Source organism: Haladaptatus halobius (assembly GCF_020618475.1).
In the GTDB taxonomy this organism is placed as follows: domain Archaea; phylum Halobacteriota; class Halobacteria; order Halobacteriales; family Haladaptataceae; genus Haladaptatus; species Haladaptatus halobius.
The window spans coordinates 319,217-341,381 of the sequence record NZ_CP085335.1 but is presented as its reverse complement, the minus strand read 5'-3'; the positions used below and the strand labels follow the sequence as shown (position 1 = coordinate 341,381).

Here is a 22,165-nt window from a genome sequence, read left to right as displayed (position 1 = left end):
ACACCACAAATCGACAGGTGACGCAACTGCCAGAGGCTAGTGACATTCACCGCGAACGACTGAACGGAGCGCAGCGAAGTGAGGGAGGAGCGCTTTTGGTCGAGCGTCTTCCAGGGAGACTATCAGTGCCCGCGTCGCTGCGACGCAGGCGCTGATTCTCGACCGCAGAAAAAGGTCGTGGTGGTCGTTTCGAAGCTGTTTTAGCCCGCAATTTTGAAGAGGGGCCTATGACTGCGCCGTGGGACGACTGGAGCCATATCACCAAAATCGACCCAGACAAGACCCTCGCGGGCGACGACACCTTCGCCGACGTGTGTTCGACGGGGACGGACGCCCTCGAAATCGGGGGGACGCTGGGGATGACCGAGGAGAAGATGACGCGGGTAATCGAAGCGTGCGCCGAACACGACGTGCCGCTGTATCAGGAACCGAGCAATCCGGCGGTCGTCGTGAAGAACGACGCGCTCGACGGCTACCTCGTGCCGACTGTCCTGAACACGCGCGACGTCGCGTGGATCGCCGGCCTTCATAAAGAGTGGGTGCGCATCACGGAGGTAGACTGGTCGAGGACGTTCACCGAGGGGTACATCGTCCTCAATCCCGATTCGAGCGTCGCCGAGTACACCGAGGCAAACTGCGACCAGACCCCCGACGACGTCGCGGCCTACGCCGAACTGGCGGAGCACATGCTCGGCCAGCAGATAATCTACGTCGAGTACTCCGGCACGTTCGGCGATCCCGAGATCATCGCGGCGGCGCAGGACGCGCTGGACGAGGCGGCGCTTTTCTACGGCGGCGGCATCCACGACTACGACTCCGCGTACGCGATGACTCAACACGCGGACGTCGTCGTCGTCGGTAATCTCGTCCACGACGAAGGCGTTGACGCCGTCCGAGAGACGGTCGAAGGAGCGAGCGACGCAAAGAAGACGCGCGCCGAATCGGCGTAGAGCTACTTTCTCTCCGCGAGGTTTCAGTCAGTGACGATGCCCAGATTCGTCTCCGACGGGCGCGGTCGATTTCGCGCTTCGAAAATGAATGAACGATGCATTCATGTATTCATAGCTCCGAGATTCACGGTGAGAGACCAATGTCGACCATCGAGACGCGCGACCTCACGAAGTTCTACGGCGAGACGCGGGGTATCGAAGACCTGAACCTCGCCGTCGAGGAAGGCGAAGTGTTCGGCTTCCTCGGCCCGAACGGAGCCGGAAAGACGACGACGATTCGAACCCTGCTCGGCTTCATCGCACCCACGGAGGGAGAAGCGACGGTGCTCGGACGCGACGTGCGCGACGAGCGCGACCTCATCGACGCCAAACGTCACGTCGGCTACCTGCCGAGCGACCCCGGCTTCGACGAGGATACGACCGGCGAGCAGTTCCTCGACTATCAAGCGTCGCTGAAGGGCGATGCGCGACGCGACGAACTGCTCGACCTGTTCGACGCCCCGGCCGACCGGAAGATCGGCGCGTACTCCCGCGGGAACAAGCAGAAACTCGCCATCGTACAGGCGTTCATGCACGACCCCGATCTCGTCGTCATGGACGAACCGACCTCGGGTCTCGACCCCCTGATGCAGGAGCGTTTCTACGACTTTATCCAAGCCGAACAGGAGTGCGGGAAGACCGTCTTCTTCTCCAGTCACATCCTGAGCGAGGTTCGGAAGGTGTGCGACCGGGTCGGCATCATCCGCGACGGGCGACTCGTCACGACCGAGGACGTGGAAACGCTGCTCGACCGGAGCGGCAAGCGCGTCCGGGTGAACGTCGAAGAGCAGGTCGACCCGGCTGATTTCGATATCGCGGGCGTTCACAATCTCTCGCTGGACGGCGAAGTGCGGTTCACGTTCACGGGCGAGTACGACGCGCTCATCGACCACTTGGCGGCGTTCCACGTCGTCGATTTGGACGTGGAGGAAGCACCGCTGGACGAGGTGTTTATGCGGTTCTACGGAGGCGAGGCACATGCTTGAAATCGTGCGCTACGAGGCCTCCCGGCGGTACAAGGGCGCGGTCGTGCTCTCCGTGCTGCTCGGCATACTGTCGGTGCTGATGGTCGCCCTGTTCCCATCCATCGAATCCTCCGGTGCAGCTATCGACGAATACTGGGAGAGCCTTCCGCCCGCGATGAAGGCGGCGTTCGGAGTGTCGGGCGGCGGCTTCTCGATATCCACGTTAGAGGGATTCCTCGCAGTCGAAATATACCAGTTCTTCTGGCTCCTCATGCTCGGCATCTACGTCGCCTACGTGGCCGGGAACCTCATCGCGGGCGACGTGGAGCGCGACCGACTGGACATCCTACTCGCCGCACCCATCTCGCGCTCGAAGGTGCTGGTCGAGAAGTTCGTCTCGTTGCTGTCGACGATACTCGTCCTCAACGTCGTCGTGGGGGTGGTCGTGTACGGGAGCATCGTCGCCATCGGCGAATCGATCTCGGCCGCCGACGTGGCGATGGTTCACCTGCTGTCGATCCCGTATCTGCTCGCCTGCGGGGCTATCGGGCTCCTGCTGTCGGTGATATTCAACCGGGCCGACCTCGCCCAGCGCGGCGGTCTCGGTGCGGTGTTCGCCCTGTTCCTGCTCGACTCCGTCAGCGAGTCGGCGGACGTCGATTGGCTCGGCGCGATCAGCCCGACGCGTTACTACGACCCCACGGCGATTCTCGTCTCCGGGGAATACGACTGGATGGGCGCCGCCGTACTGCTCGTCGGAACCGTCGCGCTAGTGCTCGTGAGCCGCGCCATTTTCCGACGGAAGGATATCGCGTGAGGAGATATCGAATGAGGAGAGATCGGACAACGGAGGACATCGCATGAGGGGCTTCGACGAGGAAGAACGGGAACGGATTCAAGAGGAACTGATGGCGGCGGGCCGCGACCTGTTCGCGCAGTACGGACCGCGGAAGACGACCATCGCCGACCTCACCGACGCGGTGGGTATCGCCAACGGGACGTTCTACCGGTTCTTCGACTCGAAGGAAGAACTGTACTTCGAGGTCGTTCAACGGGAAGGCCACGAACTCGCCGACGAACTCGTCGCAAACTCGCTGGCGGCGGAAGACGACCCCGAGCGAGCGATTCGGCGATTCCTTCGCCTACTGGTCGAGACGATGGAAGAAAACAAACTGTTCCAGCAGTTGCTCGACGGCGACGAACTCGCGCGGATGATGCGGACGATGGACGACCTCTCGGACGAAGAACTCGAAGCGCGGAGGGCGGCCTCGTTCGCCTACGTGCTCCCGTACGTCGAACGGTGGCAGGCGGAGGGGACGATCCGCGACGGCGACCCGTACGCCATCGTGGGAACGATGGGCGTCGTGAAGTTCCTCCCCCTGTATCGAGAGCAGTTCGGAGAGTACTACCCCACCGTCCGCGACACGCTCATCGAGACCATCGCGGCGGGACTGACGCGGCCGACGGAGTGAACCCCGGCGGGCGGAAACGAACGCGTTTAAGGCCGCCCCGGAAGAACTGCGCCGTATGCAGAACCGAACCTACACCGCGGACGCCGAACCCGGCGATAGCGTTACCGTCGCTGGCTGGGTGCACGAGATCCGCGACCTCGGCGGTATCGCATTCCTCATTGTCCGCGACACGACCGGCAAGATTCAGGTCAAGTTCGAGAAGGACGAGATGGACGACGACCTCGTAGAGACGGGACTCAGCGTTAACCGCGAGAGCGTCGTGAAGATCTCGGGCGACGTGAAGGAGGAGCCACGCGCGCCGACGGACGTGGAAATCGTCCCGACGGAGGTCGAGGTCGTCGCGTCGGCGGAGCCGGAACTTCCGCTCGACCCCAGCGGAAAGGTGGACGCCGACCTCTCGACGCGCCTCGACAACCGGACGCTCGACGCGCGAAAGGAGGACGTGGAGGCGGTGTTCAAGATTCGCGGCGAAGTGCTCCGCTCCGTGCGCGAGCAGTTCCGCGAACTCGGCTGTTCGGAGATCAACACGCCGAAGATCGTGGCGACGGGCACCGAAGGCGGAACCGAGCTGTTCCCCATCACCTACTTTGGACGCGAGGCGTTCATGAACCAGTCGCCGCAGCTGTTCAAGCAGTTGATGGTCGGCTCCGGGCTGGAGCGCGTGTTCGAGATCGGCCCCATCTTCCGCGCCGAGGAGCACAACACGCCGCGACACCTGAACGAGGCGACGAGCATCGACTTCGAGAGCGCGTTCATCGACCACACCGAAGCGATGGACGCCTGCGAGTCGGTCGTCAAAGCCGCCTACGAGGGCGTCGCCGAGAACTGCCAGGACGAACTCGACGCGCTCGACGTCGACTTCGAAGTGCCAGAGGGCGACTTCCCGCGACTCACCTACGAGGAGGCCATCGAGCGAATCAACGCCACCGGCGAACTGGACGAGATGCTCGTCTGGGGCGACGACCTGCCGACCGAGGGCGAGAAGGCGCTCGGCGAGGACGTGGGCAGTCACTACTTCATCACCGACTGGCCCAGCGAGATAAAACCGTTCTACATCAAAGACCACGACGACGAGGAACTCTCGACGGGCTTCGACATGATGCACCCGCGGATGGAACTCGTCTCGGGCGGCCAACGCGAACACCGCTTCGACCGCCTCGTCGAAGGCTTCGAGCAGCAAGGTCTCGACCCCGAAGCCTTCGACTACTACACGAAGATGTTCAAGTACGGCATGCCGCCCCATGCCGGTTGGGGACTCGGCGGCGAGCGACTGGTCATGACGATGCTCGGGCTCGACAACATCCGCGAGGCCGTACTGTTCCCGCGAGACCGACAACGGCTCTCGCCGTAGTCGGCGAGCGGGAGCAGAGAGTGGAGCAAAACGGAACGAACGTGTTCCCGCGAGATCGTCAGCGACTGAGTTCGTAGGCGAAGTCGCCGACCAGACGTATCGAACGTTTCCCCGAAGCGACCAAAGCAACCTCTCCTCGCCGACGTCCTTCGCACGGGAAGAATGGAGAGACATTGGTCGTGGGTCAGATTCGACGCCTTCGGTTCGATTAAATTCCGCAGGATTTTATCGTTATCGAAGAAAATTGCACCTGTTCGAATATTACTTATGTTTTTTAATTTGGCAATCATATACTGTCTGCGAGATAGAGAAGGTGGGTGCGAGTAACACCCAGAGAAACGATGAAGAAAGCAATACTGTTCAGCCTGATCATCGCCGTATTGCTCGTCGCAACGTTCGCCGGCCCGGGGATAGCCGCGCCCATCACCGCCAGCGATGCCGGTGACAGCGTCGTCACGAACGACGCCACCGTCACGCCGAACGCGTACTGCGTCGACGACGACTGCGACTGCAGGTACGACCCCAACACGGGCGAATACTTCGGCGACTGTTGAGAGCTCGGTAACTGAGGACGACCCCTCGACCTTTCGAGCATAGGACTCCGAGTGACGACGCCGAATTTTAAGGGTTATACGCCGTCGCCCGAAACTGGCGGGTATGAGTGACGAGGCAGGTCGCGCGTTCGTCCCCGGACACGTCACCGGGTTCTTCAGCATCCACGAAGCCGACGACAGCGAGCGGGCCGGGTCTCGGGGAGCGGGCGTGACGCTCTCGGAAGGGGTGACCGTCACGGTCGAACCCTCCGAGGAGACGAGTATCGCGTTGAACGGCGAGTCATCCGTCGAATCCGGGCGGCGCGTGCTCGACGTGCTCGGCGTGACGGCGCGGGTGACGGCGGAAACCGACCTTCCGCTCGGGGCGGGATTCGGTGTCTCCGGAGCGCTCGCCCTCGGAACGGCGCTCGCCGCGAACGAACGGTTCGACTGCGGACGTTCGGAGAACGAACTCGTCACCGTCGCCCACGTCGCGGAGGTCGAGGCTGGTACCGGACTCGGCGACGTGGTCGCGCAGGCGCGTGGCGGGATTCCAATTCGACTCGAACCGGGCGCACCCGAGTACAACCGCCTCGACGGCGTCCCGAAACGAGCGCGTATCGAGTATCGTTCGCTCGGCGAACTCTCGACCGCCGAGGTGCTCTCGGGGAGCACGGAGAGGATTTCGCAGGCGGGCGTCGAAGCTCTCGTGGCGCTCGTGAACGAACCGACGCTGGAGACGTTCATGAGCGAATCGCGGAGGTTCGCCGAGAGGACGGGGCTGCTGACCGACGAAGTCAGTGACGTAATCGAAGACGTACACGACGTGGGCGGCCGAGCGTCGATGGCGATGCTCGGCCGGACGGTGTTCGCACTCGACGGCGGCCTCAGTAACGCGGGGTACGACGCGAACGCCTGTCGATCGCACCACGCCGGGGCGACGCTGCTCGACTGACGCGAAACCGTACCGATTTTTTACCGCTTCTTCCGAAGGACGACCATGACCGACGTAGGGGAGATTCCCGAAGACCATCCCCGCTACCAGTCGCTGCTCACGCGCCACCGAATCGAGGACGGCGTCGAGAGAGGCGTCACGAGCAAACAGGGCCTCATCGCCGAAGGGCGGGGCGAGGCGTTCGATTACCTGCTCGGCGAGGAGACGATTCCGAGCGCGGACGATGCGGAGCGGGTCGCGGCGGCCCAACTGCTGCTCGCGGAGCACGCCGTTCTTTCCGTCAACGGGAACGTCGCAGCGCTCGTGCCCAACGAGATCGTCGCGCTCGCCGAGGTGACCGGCGCGGACATCGAAGTCAACCTGTTCAATCGCACGGACGAGCGAATGGGGGCCATCGTCGACCACCTGCGCGAGCACGGTGCCGAGGAGGTGAAGGGACTCGACGCGGACGCTCGGATTCCGGGATTGGAGCACGAGCGCGGCAAGGTGGACGAAGACGGAATATACGTCGCTGACGTGGTACTCGTCCCCTTGGAAGACGGCGACCGGGCCGAGGCACTCGCCGCGATGGGAAAGACCGAAATCGTCATCGACCTCAACCCGCTCTCGCGCTCGCCGCGAACCGCCGCGATACCCATCGTCGACAACATCGTTCGGGCCGTGCCGAACGTGACGGCTCACGCGCGAGAGTTGGCGGACGCACCGCGTGCGGAACTTGAAGCCATCGTCGCGGAGTTCGACCGGGAAGAGGCGCTCCGAGACGCCGAGCGCGCGATTCGAGATATCTAGCGCTCGGTAGACGTTGCGACCGGTTCATCCGCCAACAGATATATTCGACCAGCGCTGTTAAAGGACAGTGGAGCTAGTTACAATGGCAACCGGTACGGTAGACTTCTTCAACGACAGCGGACGGTACGGCTTCATCGACACCGAAGACGCGGACGAGGACGTGTTCTTCCACATGGAAGACGTCGACGGCCCCGATTTGGAGGAGGGCCAAGAAGTGGAGTTCGACATCGAACAGGCCGACAAAGGGCCGCGAGCGACGAACCTCACTCGGCTGTAAGGAATCGAACGGAGAAATCGCACGGTATCTCCGCGAACGCTTCGAATCTCGGAGGAGTTCGCCGGGGCTTTACGGATGGACGGTGAGTAGATACCCGTGGATACCAACGAAGTTCTTCGGCGATGGGCGGACCGGTCGGGAGAGTTCTCTCCGGACTACTACGCCTACTACGGCCCGAACGAAGCAAGCGAGTCGATACGCGCCCGTCTTGACTCGCTCGTGGGTTCGAACGCGACCGTCTTGGAACTCGGATGCAGTTCGGGTCGCCATCTCTCTCACCTCCATGACCACGGCTACGAGAATCTGCATGGCATCGAGATCAACGACGAAGCGCTCGACGTGATGGAGGACGCCTACCCCGATCTTTTCGCCCGCGGAACGTTCTACATCGACGCCATCGAGAACACCATCACGGACTTCGACGACGGGCGCTTCGACGTCGTGTACTCGGTGGAGACGCTCCAGCACCTCCACCCCGACAATGACTGGGTGTTCGAGGAGGTGTCCCGAATCACGGACGACCTGCTCGTCACGGTGGAAAACGAGGGGGAGGACGACCGCCAGTCCGCCGAGCCGACGGTGAACTACGTCAACGATGACTTCCCGCTGTACTACCGGAACTGGAACCGCGTCTTCGCCGAGCGAGGCTTCGTCGAAGTCGATTCCGAACCGGTCGAACGGAACACGCTTCGGGCGTTTCGACCGACGCGAGACTAATGGTCGCGTTCGATAGCAGCTAGTATTTCGGCTCCGCACCGGTGATGCTATAGATGTCGTCCATGATGCTGTCGCGCTGTTCCTGCCACGTTTCGAGTCCGTCGGGCGAGGTCGGGTAGGCGTCGTAGTGGTCTTTGAGTTCGCCCGCCTTCTTCTGGACGCGCGACATCTCCCAGAGCAAGTCCCAGTGGCCGAACGTCTTGAACAGCGTCTTGATTTTCAGCCCCAGCCCCATCGAAGTCGTCCCTTTCGACCCGAGCGCGTCCACGAGCTGCTGGCTGGGAAGCGTCGTGATAAGACCGGTGAGTTCCTCCACGTCGTGCGCGCCGCCGAAGATGTTGTACACGTCCATCGCGGCGAACTTCTTGCCGAAGTCGGTCATCACCTCGTGGTTGTACCCCCAAAAGCGTTCCTCGCTCGGGTCGTCTTCGGTGACGGCTTCCACTGCGCGTCGGGCCGCCCACGCGCCGGACTTCGCCGCGCCCGGAATTCCGCCACCGGTCGTCGGGTTGACGTGCCCCGCAGCGTCGCCCACCGCCACGAAGCCGGGCGCGACGGCGGAATCGTACGGTCGCCGGGTCGGCAGGGCCGCGCCGAGTTTGTCCTTCACCTTCGCGCCCGCGAACTCCGCACGATTTCGCAGGTCGCGTTTGAGGATCTCCACGAGTTCCATTGGCTCTTTGTTCATCTGGAAGCCGAGACCCGCGTTTATCTCCGTGCCCGAGCGCGGGAAGTACCAGAGGTAGCCGAGTTCCTCGGTCGGCTTGAAGACGATGGCGTCGTCCCACTCGACGGGTTCTTTCACTTCCACGATTTCGCGGTAGGCCGAACAGAACTGCGAGTAGTTGACGTTCGTGTCGAACGTTGACTCGCGCAGGTCGGCCTTGTCCTGCAACAGCGACAGCGCCCCGGCGGCGTCGATGACGACCGTCGACTCGTAGGCGAGCGGTTTTCCTTTCCGAGTCGCACGTACGCCCGTGGCTCGTCCATCGCTGTCCTGAATCACGTCCTGCACGACGGTGTCGTAGTGGATGTTCGCGCCCGCCCGCTGGGCCTCGTCGAGGATGACCTCGCCGTAGCGCTTGCGGTCGAGCACCGACCCGTTGATATCGCCGAACGGGATATCAATGCTCTCGCCCGAGAGGGGGTTCTCGAACACCGCCCGTCGGATGTTCTGGTTGCTAAAGGCCTCCTCGCGCAGTCGGTCGCGGTCGAGCACGTTCGGGAACGTGCTCTTCCCCTTGATAGCGTCGCCGCAGGCGATGTGGCCCGCCTCCTCGGGGGACTTGCGCTCTAGCAGGACGACATCGGTACCCTCGCCGGCGGCCGTCGCCGCAGCGAACGCTCCGGCGGTGCCCCCTCCGACGACGACGATGTCATATGTTTCCGCAGTCATCTCTATACGGTGTTACTGGTCATATCATAAAAAACAGACGCAAACGCGCCCGAGCGACTCGATTTCGTCGGGATAGGTAGGTCAGAAATCGGCTATTTTCGGTTCGCCGTTTGGTTCGGCTCCGGACGAAATGTGTCGTTTCGGATCGGATTCATCGCGGAGCAGCTCGATTACGGCCGAAATTCGGACGGAGCGACCGGTTCGAGGTCGCGTTCCGCTAGAAGTTCAGCGATGAACTCGGCTCGTCGGCCTAACTCGTCTGGGCGGTGTGAATCGGTTCCGACGGTAACCGGGATGTCGTACTCGCGCAGAACGTCGAGGAACGCGGAATCGGGGTGGACGATGCCCGCGTCCGTCAGCGCGCGCCCGGCGTTGATTTCGGGAATCGTCCGGGAGTCGACGAGCGCCCGTGCGGTCCGGTAGTAGTGCTCCCGAGTGGCGCGACCGCGGAGCGCCCCCGTACGCTCCACGAGGTCGACGTGAGCGGCGATATCGAATAACTCCGATTCGATGAGCGCCACGAGCTTCTCGAAGTACCGGTCGACGATAACGTCCAGTTCGTCGGCCGTCTTTCCGGCGAAGTTCGAGTCGACTTGGATATTCGTGTCGTCGATCCAGTGGACGCTCCCGATGGCATAGTCGAACTCGCTCTCGTCGAGGAAGTTTCGAATCCGTGTCTCGTCGCGGGGCTCATAATCTAACTCGACCGCGTCGTATATCTCGATGTCGGCGTCCTCTCGAAGCCGCCGGATGGCGCGGCGGCGGCGTTCGTAGGTGACGTCGAGGTTGAACCCCTGCAAGGCGCGCGTGTCCGCCATGGCCTCACGAGGCGAAACGTTACAGTGATCCGCGAATCCGACGCCCGTGAGTTCCGTCTCCTCGGCGGCGCGAACCATCGCGTTGAGGAAGTGCCCGTCCGAGTAGTTCGAGTGGATGTGGCAGTCTTGCACGGGACGAGAGGGGAGGTCTAAAGAGTAAACAGTTGGGGAAAACGGTGTTCGACCGAAACCTCCGTCATCGGCCCTTCTACGGCGATTACAGTCCGGAAACGCCTCGTTTCCGACGAAGGCGAGGACGGACGTTTCGGTCACTCCGACCGCTCTGGTCGGGGAAATCGTCGCACCGGAAAAAACGAAATCGCGTCGTCAGTAGAACTCGCGCACCAAGTCCATCGCACCCTCGGGTGCACCATCGGGAATCTCGGCCATGTTCCCCTCGACGCCGTGAAGTTCGTGGTACGGGGCGCTGTCTTCGTCCTGGTAGATGATTCCCTGATACTCCTTGCTCGCGTCGAGGATCTTGTCCTTGGCCGCGCCGTAGTCGGTCGGGTCGTGGTCTTCGTCCGCGAGGTCGACGATGGAGTCGCGCCAGTAGTCGTAGGTGTCCACGTCGTTGAACGTCACGCAGGGTGAGAAGACGTTCACGAAGCCGAAGCCGTCGTGCTCGATGGCCTTCTGGACGATTTCCGCGTGGCGCTGTGCGTCGGTCGAGAACGACTGCGCGATGAAGGTTCCGCCCGCCGACAGCGCGAGCGCGAGGGGGTTCACCGGGGGCTGTTTCGGCCCTTCCGGCGTCGTGCTCGTCTCGAAGTCCTCGCGGCTGGTCGGCGAGGCCTGACCCTTCGTCAGCCCGTAGATGCGGTTGTCCATGACGATGTAGCTCATATCCACGTTCCGGCGAACCGCGTGGATGAAGTGGCCGACGCCGATGGAGTAGCCGTCCCCGTCGCCGCCCGCGACCATCACTTCGAGGTCGGGGTTGGCGAGCTTGACGCCGGTGCCGACCGGGAGCGCGCGCCCGTGAACGCCGTGGATGGCGTACGAGTGCATGAACGTCCCGATCTTCCCGGAACAGCCGATACCCGCTACGATGAACGTGTCGTCGGGGCTGTTTCCGGTTTCGGCGAGTGCTTTCATCATTCCGTTCATCGTCCCGAAGTCCCCGCAGCCGGGACACCACGTCGGTTGCTTGTCCGACTTGAAGTCGGTGAATCTCACGTCCGAGCTCATGCTGTTACCTCCTGTCCGAGTTTCGCCTTGATTTCGTCCGCCAGTTCGTCCGCCTTGAACCGCACGCCGTTGTATTTGTTTATCCGCTCGACACGGGTAAGGGCGTCGTGTTCGATGAGGTTGGCGAACTGTCCCGTCGCATTACACTCCACCACGATGACCTCGTCCGCGGCCTCGACGTCCTCGGTGAGGTCGGGACGCGGGTAGATGTAGGGTACCGAGAGGAACCGGACGCTCACGTCGTCCTCTTCGAGGTAGGTGAACGCTTCGCGCAGCGCCCCCTCGTTCGACCCCCACGAGATGACGAGCGTGTCCGAATCCGGGTCGCCGAACTCGCGGGGCTCCCAGTCCTCTTCCTCTCTCGCCGTCTCGACCTTGCGGTTTCGCTTGTCCACCTGCTCGACGCGAATCTCGGTGTCCTCCGTCCGGCGACCGAGCGCGTTGTGTTCAAGACCGGTGGACATGTGCGCGCCGCCCTTCGTGCCGGGGAATGCCCGAGGGCTGACGCCGTCCGCGGTCGGGAAGTGCGGTTGGAAGCGACCCTGCTCGTCGGTCCACGCCTCGATATCGTTCTCGTCCACGATGTTACCGCGCTCGACCTCGACGGCGTCCATGTTGAACTCCTCCGGCGAGAACGTCTGTTCGGTGACCGCCATCGCCAGGTCAGACAGTAGGAAGACCGGCGTTTGGTACTTCTCGGCCAAGTTGAACGCCTCGACCGTCTTGTGGAAACACTCGGAGACGGTCGTCGGCGCGACGACGAACCGCGGAATCTCGCCGTGGCCGCCGTACAGCGTCATGTTCAAGTCGCCCTGCTCCTGCTTCGTCGGCATCCCGGTCGAGGGACCGGAACGCATCACGTCGCAGATGACCAGCGGCGTCTCGCTCTGTGCGACGAGACCGAACGTCTCGGTCATAAGGTCGATACCCGGACCTGACGTTGCCGTCATCGCTCGGGCGCCCGCGCGTGCCGCGCCGAGCGCCATGTTGATGGCCGACAGTTCGTCCTCGGCCTGCATCACGGTGCCGCCGAAGTGCTCGATGCGGCCGGTGAGATACTCCATCACGTTGGTCGCGGGCGTGATGGGGTAGCCGGAGTAGAACCGGCATCCGGCGGCGATAGCGCCCATACCGATGGCCTCGTCGCCGTTGAGTAGAACGTAGTCTTCGTCCGTCGTCTCGATGTCGTAGGCGAAGTCGTGGTCGTACTCCTCTTGAACGTGTTCCTGTCCGAGGCGCGCGGCTTCCTTGTTGTTCTCGACGATGGCCTCGCCTTTGGCTCCGAACTTCTTATCGAGCGCGCTGTCGAGATTCTCTATCGGGAAGTTCGCCACCTCGCAGGCCGCGCCGAGCGCGACAATGTTCTGCATGATGGCTCCGCCAGCGTCCTCTGCGAGACGCTTGAGCGGAACGGACAGCCCGAACATCTCTTCGGGAATGTCCACGTCCTCCATCTCGGTGCGCTCCCCGTCGTAGATGATGACGCTGTCCTCGTGAAGTTCGTCGAGGTTCTCGTCGATGGTTCGCTGGGTCAGCGCAACGAGGATATCCAGTCGGTCGACGACGCTCTCGACTCGGTCGGTAGACGACCGGATCTTGTACGCAGTGTACCCACCCCGGATGCGAGAGGCGAAGTCCTTTGACGTGAAGACGTGTCGCCCCGCGCGGGAAAGGGCCGTTGCGAAGATTTTCCCGGTCGAATCGATTCCATCGCCGGCTTCCCCGCCGATGGCCCAGTTCAGGTCTTGCATCGTTGCTAAGCTAACCGGTGACAAATCAAAAGCCTTCTGAAGCAGGTTCGGCGAGCGGGGGAAAGGACAAGAAGGGATTTGTGCCGGACGGCCAAACAGACCACCATGGACAGCACCGAAGTCGTCGTTCGGTCGGTACGAACCGTCGGCCCGGACACGGTCGCACTGATTCTGGAATCGCCGCCGGAGTTCGACGCCCGCCCGGGGCAGTTCCTTCAGGTCGCGGGCGAGGTCGACGGCGAGGAGATAGCCCGCCACTACACGCTGTCGTCGCCGGGCGCCGACGAGACGTTCGAGATGACGGTCGGCATCGACCCGGACGGAGACCTCAGTCCGTGGCTCGGGGAGCGCGAGCAGGGCGACACGCTCGAAGTAGCGGGACCGTTCGGACGCTCGTACTATGAGGACGAGCCGCGAGTCGTCGTTCTCGCGGGCGGGCCGGGCGTCGGCCCGGCGGTCGGCATCGCGGAGCGCGCGATGGCGGACGGAGGCGAGGCGGTCGTCGTCTACCGGGACGACGAACCGGCGCACGAAGATCGCTTACGGGGACTCGAAGCCGCGGGCGCGACGGTACTCGTGACCGACGAACCGCTGGCCGACAGCGACGACGCGCTGGACGTGCTGTCGGAAGCGACGGGTCAGGTATTCGTCTACGGGTTCGCCGATTTCCTCGACGACGCGAACGACGCGCTGGCGGCGACCGGGCACGACCCCGACGACGCGAAGGTCGAAAACTTCGGATAGCGCCGCGAAAAGCAGTACCCTTTTATCGTCCCGTGAAAATAACCCACACTCAATGGGTCTCAGGTGTTCGCTGCTGGGGCACGATTACGGCGAGTCCGAAATCGAGCGCGAGCGAGAAGAACAAGGCAACGAAGTGGTGGTGACGGTTCGAGAGTTCCAAGAGTGTGCGCGCTGTGGCGACCAACAGGTCGTCAGCGAGAACAAGGAAGTGACCGCGCTTGAAGAACCGGAGCCAGCGCCCGAACTGATAGAGAGTCGAGAACCGGACGAGCCGGAGTCGACACCCGAACCGACCGAAGTGCAGGAACCGGAACCGGCGCCAGTCAGATTCAACGACGACGGTTTCGAACCGCCGGAGAGCGCGGAAGAGGACGACGGCATCATCCTCGAAGACGAGGAGGACGACGAACCCGACGGGCGCGAGCGCGGGGAGTGGCCCGACCCGGAGGATACGAACGTGGACGATTCCGAACGCGCACCGACCGAGTGGCCGGACACGGGATTCGAAGACGAAGGGTTCAACGCCGATCCGGGCGACGGCGGCGGTGCCGACGTGAGCTTCGGCGGGAGTCTCACCCCGGAGAGCGCACCCGAGGCGAGCGATGAGACGGAGTACGTCGAAGCGGAACCGCGTGAGGAGACAGGATTCGTCAGAACGACGCGACCGGAGCCGCAGACCGACACGGGGTTCACCCGGGCGCGCGAAGCGCCCAGCCCCGACCAAGCCTCTGAATCGAAACCGGACGCCGAACTCGTCTGCCCCGAGTGCGGGCACATCGACGACGCGGCCGGGTCGTCGCTCCGCGCGGGCGACATCTGTCCGGAGTGTCGCCGCGGGTATCTCAGCGAACGGGAGTGACGCGTCTCGAAACATTCGGCTCGCACAGCGTTCGACGCGTCGGGGGTGGAATTTCATTCAGTCGCCGGAACGACGTTTTCTCGATGGCGGTCGCGGAAAGTCGTCCGGCGCTCTCTTTTAAAGCAGGGCTCGCTCTGCTTGCAGCACCGCGAACGTGACGCGAAAAGAGTAAACATCCACCCCTCCAATCTGGTGCCAACGCATGAAGGAGTACAAGATGCGACGCGGCGAGCACCTCGAAGACCGCATGCCAGACCTGAAAGCGAGTATCGAGGAGTACTTCGGGCCGGTAACTGGCACGGACGAGTTCAACGGACACGAACTCTACGTGGTCGAGGAGCCCGATAACCCGGTGTTCGAGAAGATCATCGCGGGTGCTGCGTCGTACAGCGGTAAGAAGGACAAGCTCGCCGTCCACTTCGAAGAGCGCCCCGCCGAAGACGTTATCGCGGAAGGGAACGCCGACGCAGCCGCGGACGCCGTCAGCAAGAAAAACGAGTTCCTCCTCAAAGCGACTGGGCGCGACGCCAAAGCCCGCCGCGACTCGTTGAAGCGCACCGTCGAAGATGAAGCCGACACGCCGGACAACGTTTAGTTACGTCCGAGTTTTTGCCGACTGATGTGGACGCCCGACGGCGTCACGATGAGTTGGTCGTCACCCTTCTGGACGATGTCGCCGTCGACCTCGCGGGCGACCTGCTGTAGTTCGTCGGTGATCCGTTCGACGGTCGTATCCTCAGTTCGAAGGCGGGTGATGTCGGCGACGACGAGGTCTCCGTCGTACACCGCGTCTTTGATAGCGATAACGTCCTGCTGGCCGCCGATTTCCGCGATGTGGATGCTCATTCCCGCTTCGTCCGACGCTGTCTCGAAGTCGTCCAGGTCGAGTTCGACGTAATCGCCGACGCTTCCGGACGGTCCATCGCCGAGAATCTTGTTCATGAAGCCCATAGGAAGATGGGGTCATCGAACGAGTATAGTTCTTACGTCAGACGTTCGGAATTCGAAAGCGCTTCGCCGCGAAACAGACTTTTTTGACGATACACACCCCGTTCCGACGCGTGACGTTCAGCATCTGTGTCAGGGAGGAGTACGTCGACGAAGACGGGAACGACCGGTATCGGTTCGGCGTCGCCGTCCCGACCGCCGCGCGGCGGTCGGGACGGTGTGTCCGTTCCCCAGCGAGAACGGCGCGGTCACCACCCAGAGCCTCGTCAACGTCGAACTGGGACGAAAGGGCGTCGAGTATCTGGACGACGGCATCGCAGTGGACGACGCCCTGCGAGCGCTCCTCAACGCCGACGACGACGCGGAACAGCGCCAACTGCACGGCGTGGACGCCGACGGAACCTTCGCGTTCTCCGGCGAGGAGTGCAACGGATGGTATGGGCACGTCGAAGGGGAGAACTACACCGTTTCAGGAAATCTGCTGGTCGGCGAGTCCGTCGTCGACGAAACCGCCAGCGCGTACGAAAACGGCGACCGTGACGCTCCGCTCGCGGAACGGCTCATCGACGCCTTAGCGGCGGGACAGGCGGAGGGTGGCGACAAGCGAGAGGAACTCCACGTCCAGAGTGCTGCCCTGCTGGTCGAGACGACGGAAGACCGCGAGATGGAACCGTACTACGACGACCTCTGAGTCGACGCGAGCGAAACGCCTATCGAGGACCTCCGGGCGATCTACGAACGCGCCCGCGAAGGGTTCGAGATGGCCGTCGAACGATACGCGGATGCGTAGAGGAAGACGATATCGAAGATGGTGGTGACGACGTTCGCGGAGGCGATGACGAAACGTAGTCAATAGGCCGCCCACGGAAACGGAGATATGCGTATTTGGGATGAGAATATCCAGGATAGCTCCGTATGAGGGGAAGTACGGTGACGGGCTAACGAACGCGACCGATTGGCAGGGAATGTCGGAAGCGGGGACGTTCGATGCTACCCTTTCCGGATTGATGTGGGACGAGTTGTACATGTTAGAAGCAGCGGCACGGGCAGGGTTACTCGACTACGACGATGACGCCGACGCGTACGCCTTCTGAGCGGCCGCGAGCAACTGACAGCACGTCCCGCAGTTCTTTCGACTGAAACGGGTGGGTTTATGGCCGAAAACGACACACCTGCGGATATGGAAGTCAAATCTCGTCATCACCTCCGAAGCGACGAGGTCAGAGAAATAGAAGACGCGCTCACGGACTCGCTCGGCGTCGAACTGGACGCGGACACCTACGAACTCGTCGAGTTGGACGGAACCGAGTTCGACATCGTGCTGGTCAACGGCGACCCTGTCGTCGTGTACGTGGACGACCAACCGTTCCTCACAGTACAGGGCGCGAACACGTATCCGCCGACGAGTCGGGTCGTCACGGTGGACGCAGGGGCCGTGTCGTTCGTCAGCGACGGGGCCGACGTGATGCGTCCGGGCATCGTCGAGGCCGACGAGGATATCGAACCGGGTGATCTCGTCGCCATCGCGGAGGAGACCCACGGCAAGGTGCTCGCCATCGGTCGCGCGAAGACGACCGGCGATGACATGGTCGGCGACTCCGGAAAGGTGGTCGCATCGGTTCACTACGTCGGCGACGACCTCTACGAGTTCACGGTGTAGTCGCCCCGCCGGGGAAAGGGCGAAGTGGGAGGACGTCGAAGGGAGGGGTATGTGGGGTTCCCGGCGGAACCGGGAGAGAAAGTCAGTCGTCTGCATCGCGTGTGGCGACGCCGTCAACCGCTCTGCGGCCCGCGAGTACGACAAGGAGGGTAACCGCTGGGAGCGGAACGGGAAAACCTTCGAACATCTCTGCAAGGCGTGCCACCGCGACCTCTGCCACCAACCGCGCGACGAACTGGAAACCATCCTCGTGGAGATCGACGCGGGAGGTGTCGATCAGGGCGAATTTTTCACCCGGTACGAAACCGCCGTCCGCGACCGCTACGGACCGCTGGAAGAGCGAGAAGGCTGACCAGTCGATACGACTAACTTGCCGACTCCCCTACCGACGGCCATGACGAGCGACGCACAGGCCGAGGCCGGAACGGCCGAGGGACAAGGGCCGGTCGAGATATCGCCGGAACTCGCCCAGCGACTCGACGAGAAGCGCGAACAGCTATTCGAGAAGTTCGAAATTCGGGACGAGTTTCCGCAGGCCGTGATGACCGAGGCGGAGAAACGAACTGAGAACATCCAACAGGAGATCCAGGATGAAGTCGACGAGCGCGAAGACCTGCGCGATATGACGACGTGGACGACCGACCCCGTCGACGCGCAGGACTTCGACGACGCCATCTCCGTCGAAGAGCGCGACGACGAGTACGTCCTCTGGGTTCACATCGCCGACGTGACCCATTACGTCCACCCCGAGTCGAACATGTGGGAGGAAGCCGTGAAGCGGGGGAACACGGTGTATCTGCCCGCCTACACGATTCACATGCTCCCCCCGATGCTGGCCGAGACGGTCTGTTCTCTCGTGCCCAACGAAGACCGCCTCGCTCACACCGTCGAGATGCATCTGGACAAGGAGAACCTCTCCTACGAGACCATCGACATCTACAAATCCGTCATCCGGAGCGACGAGCGACTCACCTACTCGCAGGCGGAGAACCGTATCGACGACGAGGACGCGCCGCTCCACGAGGAGTGCCAACTCTCCTTCGAACTCGCCGACCGGATGCACGAACAGCGCAAGGAAGACGGCAGTCTCGTCCTGAACCCCCGGCGCGACCGCGCGCACACCATCATCGAGGAGTCGATGCTGAAGGCGAACAAGGCGGTCACGCACGAACTGATGTGGGGTCGCGGCGTCGAGGCGATGTACCGCGTCCACCCGCAACCGACGCCCGACGAGTGGGGCGAAGCCTTACAGGAGATTCAGGATTTGGACGGCGTCTCGATTCCGGGGAGTACGTGGGACGACCCCCGAAAGGCGGTCAACGCCACGCTCGAAGAGGCACCGCCGCGCCAACTCGACAAGATCCAGTGGGCCGTGATGAAGGTGATGCCCCGCGCCCGGTACATGAGCGACCCGTTCGGCGGTCACCACGCGCTGAACTTCGAGATCTACGGTCACTTCACCAGCCCGATTCGGCGGCTCTCCGACCTCATCAACCACTGGATCGTCTACACGAACGACGTGCCGGAAGACCTCGTGGCGCTCTGTGACCGCGCCAGCGACAAGCAGGCGGACGCCGAGGCCTGCGAGCGCGAGTACAAGCAGTTTTTGGAGGAGGTCGGACTCGACCCGAACGCGGTCAACAACCGCGGTATCGAAGTAGTCGAAGAGGAGTGAGCGTGTCTAACGGACGAATGCCCAGCTTTCCAGACCCCGACTCGCGGAACGTCCTCGAACCGGACTGCTCGCGCTGTCCCGACCTCGCCGCGTGCAGGAACCGCATCTCGTGGGGAAACGGGTCGTCGAATGCAGACGTGATGGTCGTCGGCGAAGCGCCCAGCGCGGGAAATCCCGACGCGGAGCGGTGGCGGGGCGGCAACTGGACGGGGATGGCGTACACGTCTCGTCACTCGGGGCGGAAGGTTCGCGCGCTGTTCGACGAACTGGGGTACGACGCCTACTTCACGAACGCCGTAAAGTGCTTTCCGGAGGGCGACGACGGGTCGAACCGGGAGCCTCGACGCGAGGAACTCGACCGATGTTTCTCCCATTTGCGAACGGAGATAGAACGGGTGCGTCCCGCCGTCGTCGTTTCGACGGGGAAACACGCCACGGAGGCCATTCTCGATTTCGAGTCGATTCCGCTCGACGGGTTTCTCGACCGGGTTCTCTCGCCCGTCGAGTGCGAGCGGCTCGACGTGACGCTTCTTCCGCTCTTACACCCGTCGTACGAGAACATCTGGCGAGAACGACTCGGCTACGACCGGGCGGAGTACGTCGCCGCTATCGATGCTGAACTCACAGCACTCGCGTGATCACTCGTCTGCGGGCTTCTTTTCGGACGCTCCCGAGGGAGCGTCTGTGTCGTCGGTCACGTACACCCAACCGTCGCTCCGGTACGTTATGCGGTGGCCGTGGTAGGTGAAGACCGCGTTGCCATCGCTCCGCGATTTTCCGTCCGTTCGCGGGCGAAAGAGCGCATCGAGCGCATCCGGATCGATAACATCGTACAACTGTTGCCCGATGTCGTCGGGCGACGCCTCCTCGTGCTCTGCAATCGCATTGACGACGGCGATAGACGGGGTTTCGCTGTCCTGCAGACAGTAGGAAGTGCGTTCCATTACGGTATCGACCCAATGGATTCAACAATTGATAAACATACCGGATAAATATGTCCGAATCCGATTCTGAACCTAGTATTTTCCGGATTTCGAATGAATTCCTACGAGGAGACTACTCGTCGGTCGCTCCGTCTCCGAAGTGGTCAAACGGTTGTACGTGTTCGTCCTTCACCAACATCTCGTTCATCACGTCTAATCCGGCGTCGTCGAGCGATCTCCCGATGGCGACCATGTTGTCTCGATCCCTCGCCACCGCCTCGACGTGGACGTTTTCGACGCCCGCCATAATCTCCTTGACGTTCACCACGCCGTTCGCTTCGAGCGCACGTTCCGCGAGTTCCTCGCGCTCCGGAATCGGCGCGGTACAGACGAAGAGAACGCGGAGCGGGAAGTCCGCCTCGTGGTAGTCGATTTGCGGGTGATACCCCTTAACGATTCCCTCGTTCTCCAGTCGCTGGAGCCGATTTCCGACCGTGCTAGCGGAGACGCCGACTGCCTCGCCCATCTCGGTCGTCGTCGTGTTGCGAGCGTCCTGCTGGAGCAAGTGAAGGATGCCGCGGTCAACCTCATCGAGTGTATCCTGGCTCATGGCTCTTTATCGAAACTACGATTCTCCGGCGCGATTCCATTCGAAAAAGTCGGCAGTCGTCCGAGACGACAAACTTTCGTGGGAGGCTTGGCCGAAACTCGGCGAGAGGCCAGCTCGCCACCAGAGCCTCCGGCAACGTCGAACACTGCCAGGTCTGTCACACCCGGGCTCCGGGCGTACTTGGTCAAAACACTGCTACCCCCTTCATTATATTCCGAATAATTGAGCCGAAGACGGGTAAAACTGTGTGAAACGGTGGTCTTTGTCAGTGCTGGAATTCCGTGGGGGTTGCGGTTCAAACGGGTGTGAGTCGGGTTTCGGTCTCTGAAACGGTGGTAGAGAGGAAGATAGCTGACAGGTTTTGGGTCGATGGAAGGGTTCGAGAACGGGGGTGTGAGAAGGTGGAGTCGTTTCACACTAGAAGCGAACGGAGTGAACGATAGGCAGGTGGCACAACCGGCGGAGGCTAGTTTACTCTTCGGAAAATCGAAGATTTTCCGGGGCGACGAACCCCCGACGAAGCGAGCGAGGAAGAGCGAAGCTCTTCCGAGTGAGCGACGGAAGGAGGTAAGGAGTGCTTTTGATCAACCTTTCATAGGGAAGCGTCAGCGACGGCGTCAGCTGCCGACGCCGTCGCTGACCGTCGTAAAAGGTTGAATGGACTCGCCGGGATTGAGCAAACGCGGTTCGTTTGCGAAGGTAGGCGAGTCCACTGACTGGAGCGAAGTGAAACGAAGCGGAAGAAAGTGGACTCGCCGGGATTTGAACCCGGGGCCTCTTCCTTGCGAAGGAAGCGATCTGCCACTGATCTACGAGCCCTCGGTCTATTATACCGGACGGTCGTTATTTGTAGCTTGTGTTTCGGTGCGGAGGATGTGAAGTCGTCCCGCGAAAAGCCCGACGGCGAAGCCGGTGAAATGGGCGACGAGCGCCACGCCTGGGGCGGCGGTCGTCGCGGTCGCGAGGAAGGCGAGGACGAACACCACCGCGATCTGCGCCCGGCGGGAGAGGCGGAGGCGACCGAGCACCGCGTCGGCGACCGGATTGCCCGCGAGCAGGTAGCCGAACAGGCCAAACACGGCGCCGCTGGCTCCGAGGACGGCCGGAGCTGTTGGCGAGAACAGCCCCGTCACCCACACCTGCGCCACCCCGGCCAGCATCCCGATCGCCAGGAAGTAGGCATGGAATCGGAGGGTCGTCGTCACGCGCTCGACCAACAGCCCGGCGAACAGCAGGGCGATGGCGTTCGAGATGAGGTGCGGGACGTTGGCGTGGGCGTAGACGCTCAGCGGAAGCGTCCACGGGCGCACCGCCACGGGCGGAGCGAGAACGAACAGACTCGCCGCGAGAAGCGGGCTGACGAACCGCAACGCCGACTGGAGGGCGAACACGACGAGGAAGACGGCGAGCGTCTGTATCGTCGGGGAGCGCGAGAGTCGCATACTAACTACTGTTCGCCGGAGCTACAAAAATCGACCCGACGCCGTCGCTGGTTGAGGCGAGAAAACGGATAGATAAGTGGCGGCAGACGATGTTCGTCGC

At 62.5% G+C, this 22,165-nt stretch carries 26 protein-coding genes, 1 tRNA gene and 1 pseudogene; 19 read left to right on the top strand and 9 right to left on the bottom strand.

The genetic code is table 11. From position 1 onward, the window contains the following. The first annotated feature begins 227 nt into the window (after positions 1-227). The 10 genes from LIW51_RS01935 (at position 228) to LIW51_RS01890 (ending at position 8,048) form a co-directional block, all read left to right on the top strand. Entirely contained in the window at positions 228-950 is a 723-nt protein-coding gene (locus LIW51_RS01935) for a phosphoglycerol geranylgeranyltransferase (RefSeq protein WP_227375569.1), read from the top strand. 140 nt (positions 951-1,090) lie between these two features. Then, positions 1,091-1,975: an ABC transporter ATP-binding protein gene (locus LIW51_RS01930; RefSeq protein WP_227375568.1), complete on the top strand. Its 885-nt coding sequence runs from the start codon at positions 1,091-1,093 to the stop codon at positions 1,973-1,975. Further along, positions 1,968-2,771, top strand: a complete 804-nt coding sequence (locus LIW51_RS01925; protein WP_227375567.1) for a DUF2705 family protein — start codon at positions 1,968-1,970, stop codon at positions 2,769-2,771. Before LIW51_RS01930 ends, LIW51_RS01925 begins: the two co-directional genes overlap by 8 nt. Positions 2,772-2,814: 43 nt before the next feature. After that, entirely contained in the window at positions 2,815-3,426 is a 612-nt protein-coding gene (locus LIW51_RS01920; protein ID WP_227375566.1) for a TetR/AcrR family transcriptional regulator, read from the top strand. Between the two features lie 55 nt (positions 3,427-3,481). Next, on the top strand, positions 3,482-4,777 hold the full coding sequence (gene aspS, locus LIW51_RS01915) for an aspartate--tRNA(Asn) ligase (RefSeq protein WP_227375565.1): 1,296 nt from the start codon (positions 3,482-3,484) through the stop codon (positions 4,775-4,777). A 341-nt stretch (positions 4,778-5,118) separates the two neighbouring features. Beyond that, positions 5,119-5,331 (top strand): hypothetical protein, encoded by a 213-nt coding sequence (locus LIW51_RS01910; protein ID WP_227375564.1) that lies wholly within the window; start codon positions 5,119-5,121, stop codon positions 5,329-5,331. A gap of 103 nt (positions 5,332-5,434) precedes the next feature. Next, positions 5,435-6,265: a pantoate kinase gene (locus LIW51_RS01905; RefSeq protein ID WP_227375563.1), complete on the top strand. Its 831-nt coding sequence runs from the start codon at positions 5,435-5,437 to the stop codon at positions 6,263-6,265. Positions 6,266-6,310: 45 nt separating this feature from the next. After that, on the top strand, positions 6,311-7,054 hold the full coding sequence (locus LIW51_RS01900) for a 4-phosphopantoate--beta-alanine ligase (protein WP_227375562.1): 744 nt from the start codon (positions 6,311-6,313) through the stop codon (positions 7,052-7,054). Positions 7,055-7,136: 82 nt separating this feature from the next. Then, on the top strand, positions 7,137-7,331 hold the full coding sequence (locus LIW51_RS01895; RefSeq protein ID WP_227375561.1) for a cold-shock protein: 195 nt from the start codon (positions 7,137-7,139) through the stop codon (positions 7,329-7,331). A gap of 96 nt (positions 7,332-7,427) precedes the next feature. Beyond that, positions 7,428-8,048 carry a class I SAM-dependent methyltransferase gene (locus LIW51_RS01890; RefSeq protein WP_227375560.1) on the top strand — a complete coding sequence of 207 codons (621 nt, stop codon included), beginning with the start codon at positions 7,428-7,430 and terminating at the stop codon, positions 8,046-8,048. 19 nt (positions 8,049-8,067) lie between these two features. On the opposite strand, the gene LIW51_RS01885 is transcribed toward LIW51_RS01890, so the two are convergent. The 4 genes from LIW51_RS01885 to LIW51_RS01870 form a co-directional block, all read right to left on the bottom strand. Continuing rightward, positions 8,068-9,444, bottom strand: coding sequence for a geranylgeranyl reductase family protein (locus LIW51_RS01885; RefSeq protein WP_227375559.1), 1,377 nt, complete (start codon positions 9,442-9,444; stop codon positions 8,068-8,070). 170 nt (positions 9,445-9,614) lie between these two features. Then, complete coding sequence (locus LIW51_RS01880) at positions 9,615-10,394, bottom strand: PHP domain-containing protein (RefSeq protein WP_227375558.1); 780 nt, start codon at positions 10,392-10,394, stop codon at positions 9,615-9,617. 195 nt (positions 10,395-10,589) lie between these two features. Then, the gene (locus tag LIW51_RS01875; protein ID WP_227375557.1) at positions 10,590-11,453 is read right to left on the bottom strand and encodes a 2-oxoacid:ferredoxin oxidoreductase subunit beta; all 864 of its coding nucleotides are present in this window, start codon (positions 11,451-11,453) and stop codon (positions 10,590-10,592) included. Next, on the bottom strand, positions 11,450-13,204 hold the full coding sequence (locus LIW51_RS01870; protein ID WP_227375556.1) for a 2-oxoacid:acceptor oxidoreductase subunit alpha: 1,755 nt from the start codon (positions 13,202-13,204) through the stop codon (positions 11,450-11,452). Before LIW51_RS01870 ends, LIW51_RS01875 begins: the two co-directional genes overlap by 4 nt. Before the next feature lie 105 nt (positions 13,205-13,309). Between LIW51_RS01870 and LIW51_RS01865 the strand changes: the two genes are divergently transcribed. The 3 genes from LIW51_RS01865 (at position 13,310) to LIW51_RS01855 (ending at position 15,402) form a co-directional block, all read left to right on the top strand. Continuing rightward, on the top strand, positions 13,310-13,948 hold the full coding sequence (locus LIW51_RS01865) for an FAD-dependent oxidoreductase (protein WP_227375555.1): 639 nt from the start codon (positions 13,310-13,312) through the stop codon (positions 13,946-13,948). Positions 13,949-14,000: 52 nt separating this feature from the next. After that, positions 14,001-14,807 (top strand): DUF7093 family protein, encoded by an 807-nt coding sequence (locus tag LIW51_RS01860; protein WP_227375554.1) that lies wholly within the window; start codon positions 14,001-14,003, stop codon positions 14,805-14,807. A 202-nt stretch (positions 14,808-15,009) separates the two neighbouring features. Then, complete coding sequence (locus tag LIW51_RS01855) at positions 15,010-15,402, top strand: DUF5611 family protein (protein WP_227375553.1); 393 nt, start codon at positions 15,010-15,012, stop codon at positions 15,400-15,402. On the opposite strand, the gene LIW51_RS01850 is transcribed toward LIW51_RS01855, so the two are convergent. Then, on the bottom strand, positions 15,399-15,758 hold the full coding sequence (locus LIW51_RS01850; protein ID WP_227375552.1) for a cell division protein SepF: 360 nt from the start codon (positions 15,756-15,758) through the stop codon (positions 15,399-15,401). The genes LIW51_RS01855 and LIW51_RS01850 overlap by 4 nt on opposite strands. Positions 15,759-15,868: 110 nt before the next feature. Here LIW51_RS01850 and LIW51_RS01845 point away from each other — a divergent pair. From LIW51_RS01845 to LIW51_RS01820, 6 genes and pseudogenes are all read left to right on the top strand, one after another. After that, positions 15,869-16,545, top strand: a pseudogene (locus LIW51_RS01845) (DUF1028 domain-containing protein). A 100-nt stretch (positions 16,546-16,645) separates the two neighbouring features. After that, positions 16,646-16,849, top strand: coding sequence for a hypothetical protein (locus LIW51_RS01840; RefSeq protein ID WP_227375551.1), 204 nt, complete (start codon positions 16,646-16,648; stop codon positions 16,847-16,849). An 86-nt stretch (positions 16,850-16,935) separates the two neighbouring features. Continuing rightward, positions 16,936-17,415, top strand: coding sequence for an RNA-binding protein (locus LIW51_RS01835; protein ID WP_227376707.1), 480 nt, complete (start codon positions 16,936-16,938; stop codon positions 17,413-17,415). 49 nt (positions 17,416-17,464) lie between these two features. Beyond that, a complete protein-coding gene (locus tag LIW51_RS01830) occupies positions 17,465-17,767 on the top strand; it encodes a DUF7562 family protein (RefSeq protein WP_227375550.1) in 303 nt (100 codons plus the stop codon). Positions 17,768-17,809: 42 nt separating this feature from the next. Then, positions 17,810-19,090 (top strand): ribonuclease catalytic domain-containing protein, encoded by a 1,281-nt coding sequence (locus LIW51_RS01825; RefSeq protein WP_227375549.1) that lies wholly within the window; start codon positions 17,810-17,812, stop codon positions 19,088-19,090. 17 nt (positions 19,091-19,107) lie between these two features. Continuing rightward, on the top strand, positions 19,108-19,728 hold the full coding sequence (locus tag LIW51_RS01820; RefSeq protein WP_227376706.1) for a uracil-DNA glycosylase: 621 nt from the start codon (positions 19,108-19,110) through the stop codon (positions 19,726-19,728). Here LIW51_RS01820 and LIW51_RS01815 read toward each other — a convergent pair whose 3' ends face one another. From LIW51_RS01815 to LIW51_RS01800, 4 genes are all read right to left on the bottom strand, one after another. After that, positions 19,729-20,034: a HalOD1 output domain-containing protein gene (locus LIW51_RS01815; RefSeq protein WP_227375548.1), complete on the bottom strand. Its 306-nt coding sequence runs from the start codon at positions 20,032-20,034 to the stop codon at positions 19,729-19,731. A 112-nt stretch (positions 20,035-20,146) separates the two neighbouring features. After that, entirely contained in the window at positions 20,147-20,623 is a 477-nt protein-coding gene (locus LIW51_RS01810) for an Lrp/AsnC family transcriptional regulator (protein WP_227375547.1), read from the bottom strand. Positions 20,624-21,370: 747 nt separating this feature from the next. After that, positions 21,371-21,442 (bottom strand) — tRNA-Ala (locus LIW51_RS01805). Positions 21,443-21,450: 8 nt separating this feature from the next. Continuing rightward, positions 21,451-22,065, bottom strand: a complete 615-nt coding sequence (locus LIW51_RS01800; protein WP_227375546.1) for a rhomboid family intramembrane serine protease — start codon at positions 22,063-22,065, stop codon at positions 21,451-21,453. Positions 22,066-22,165: the final 100 nt, after the last annotated feature.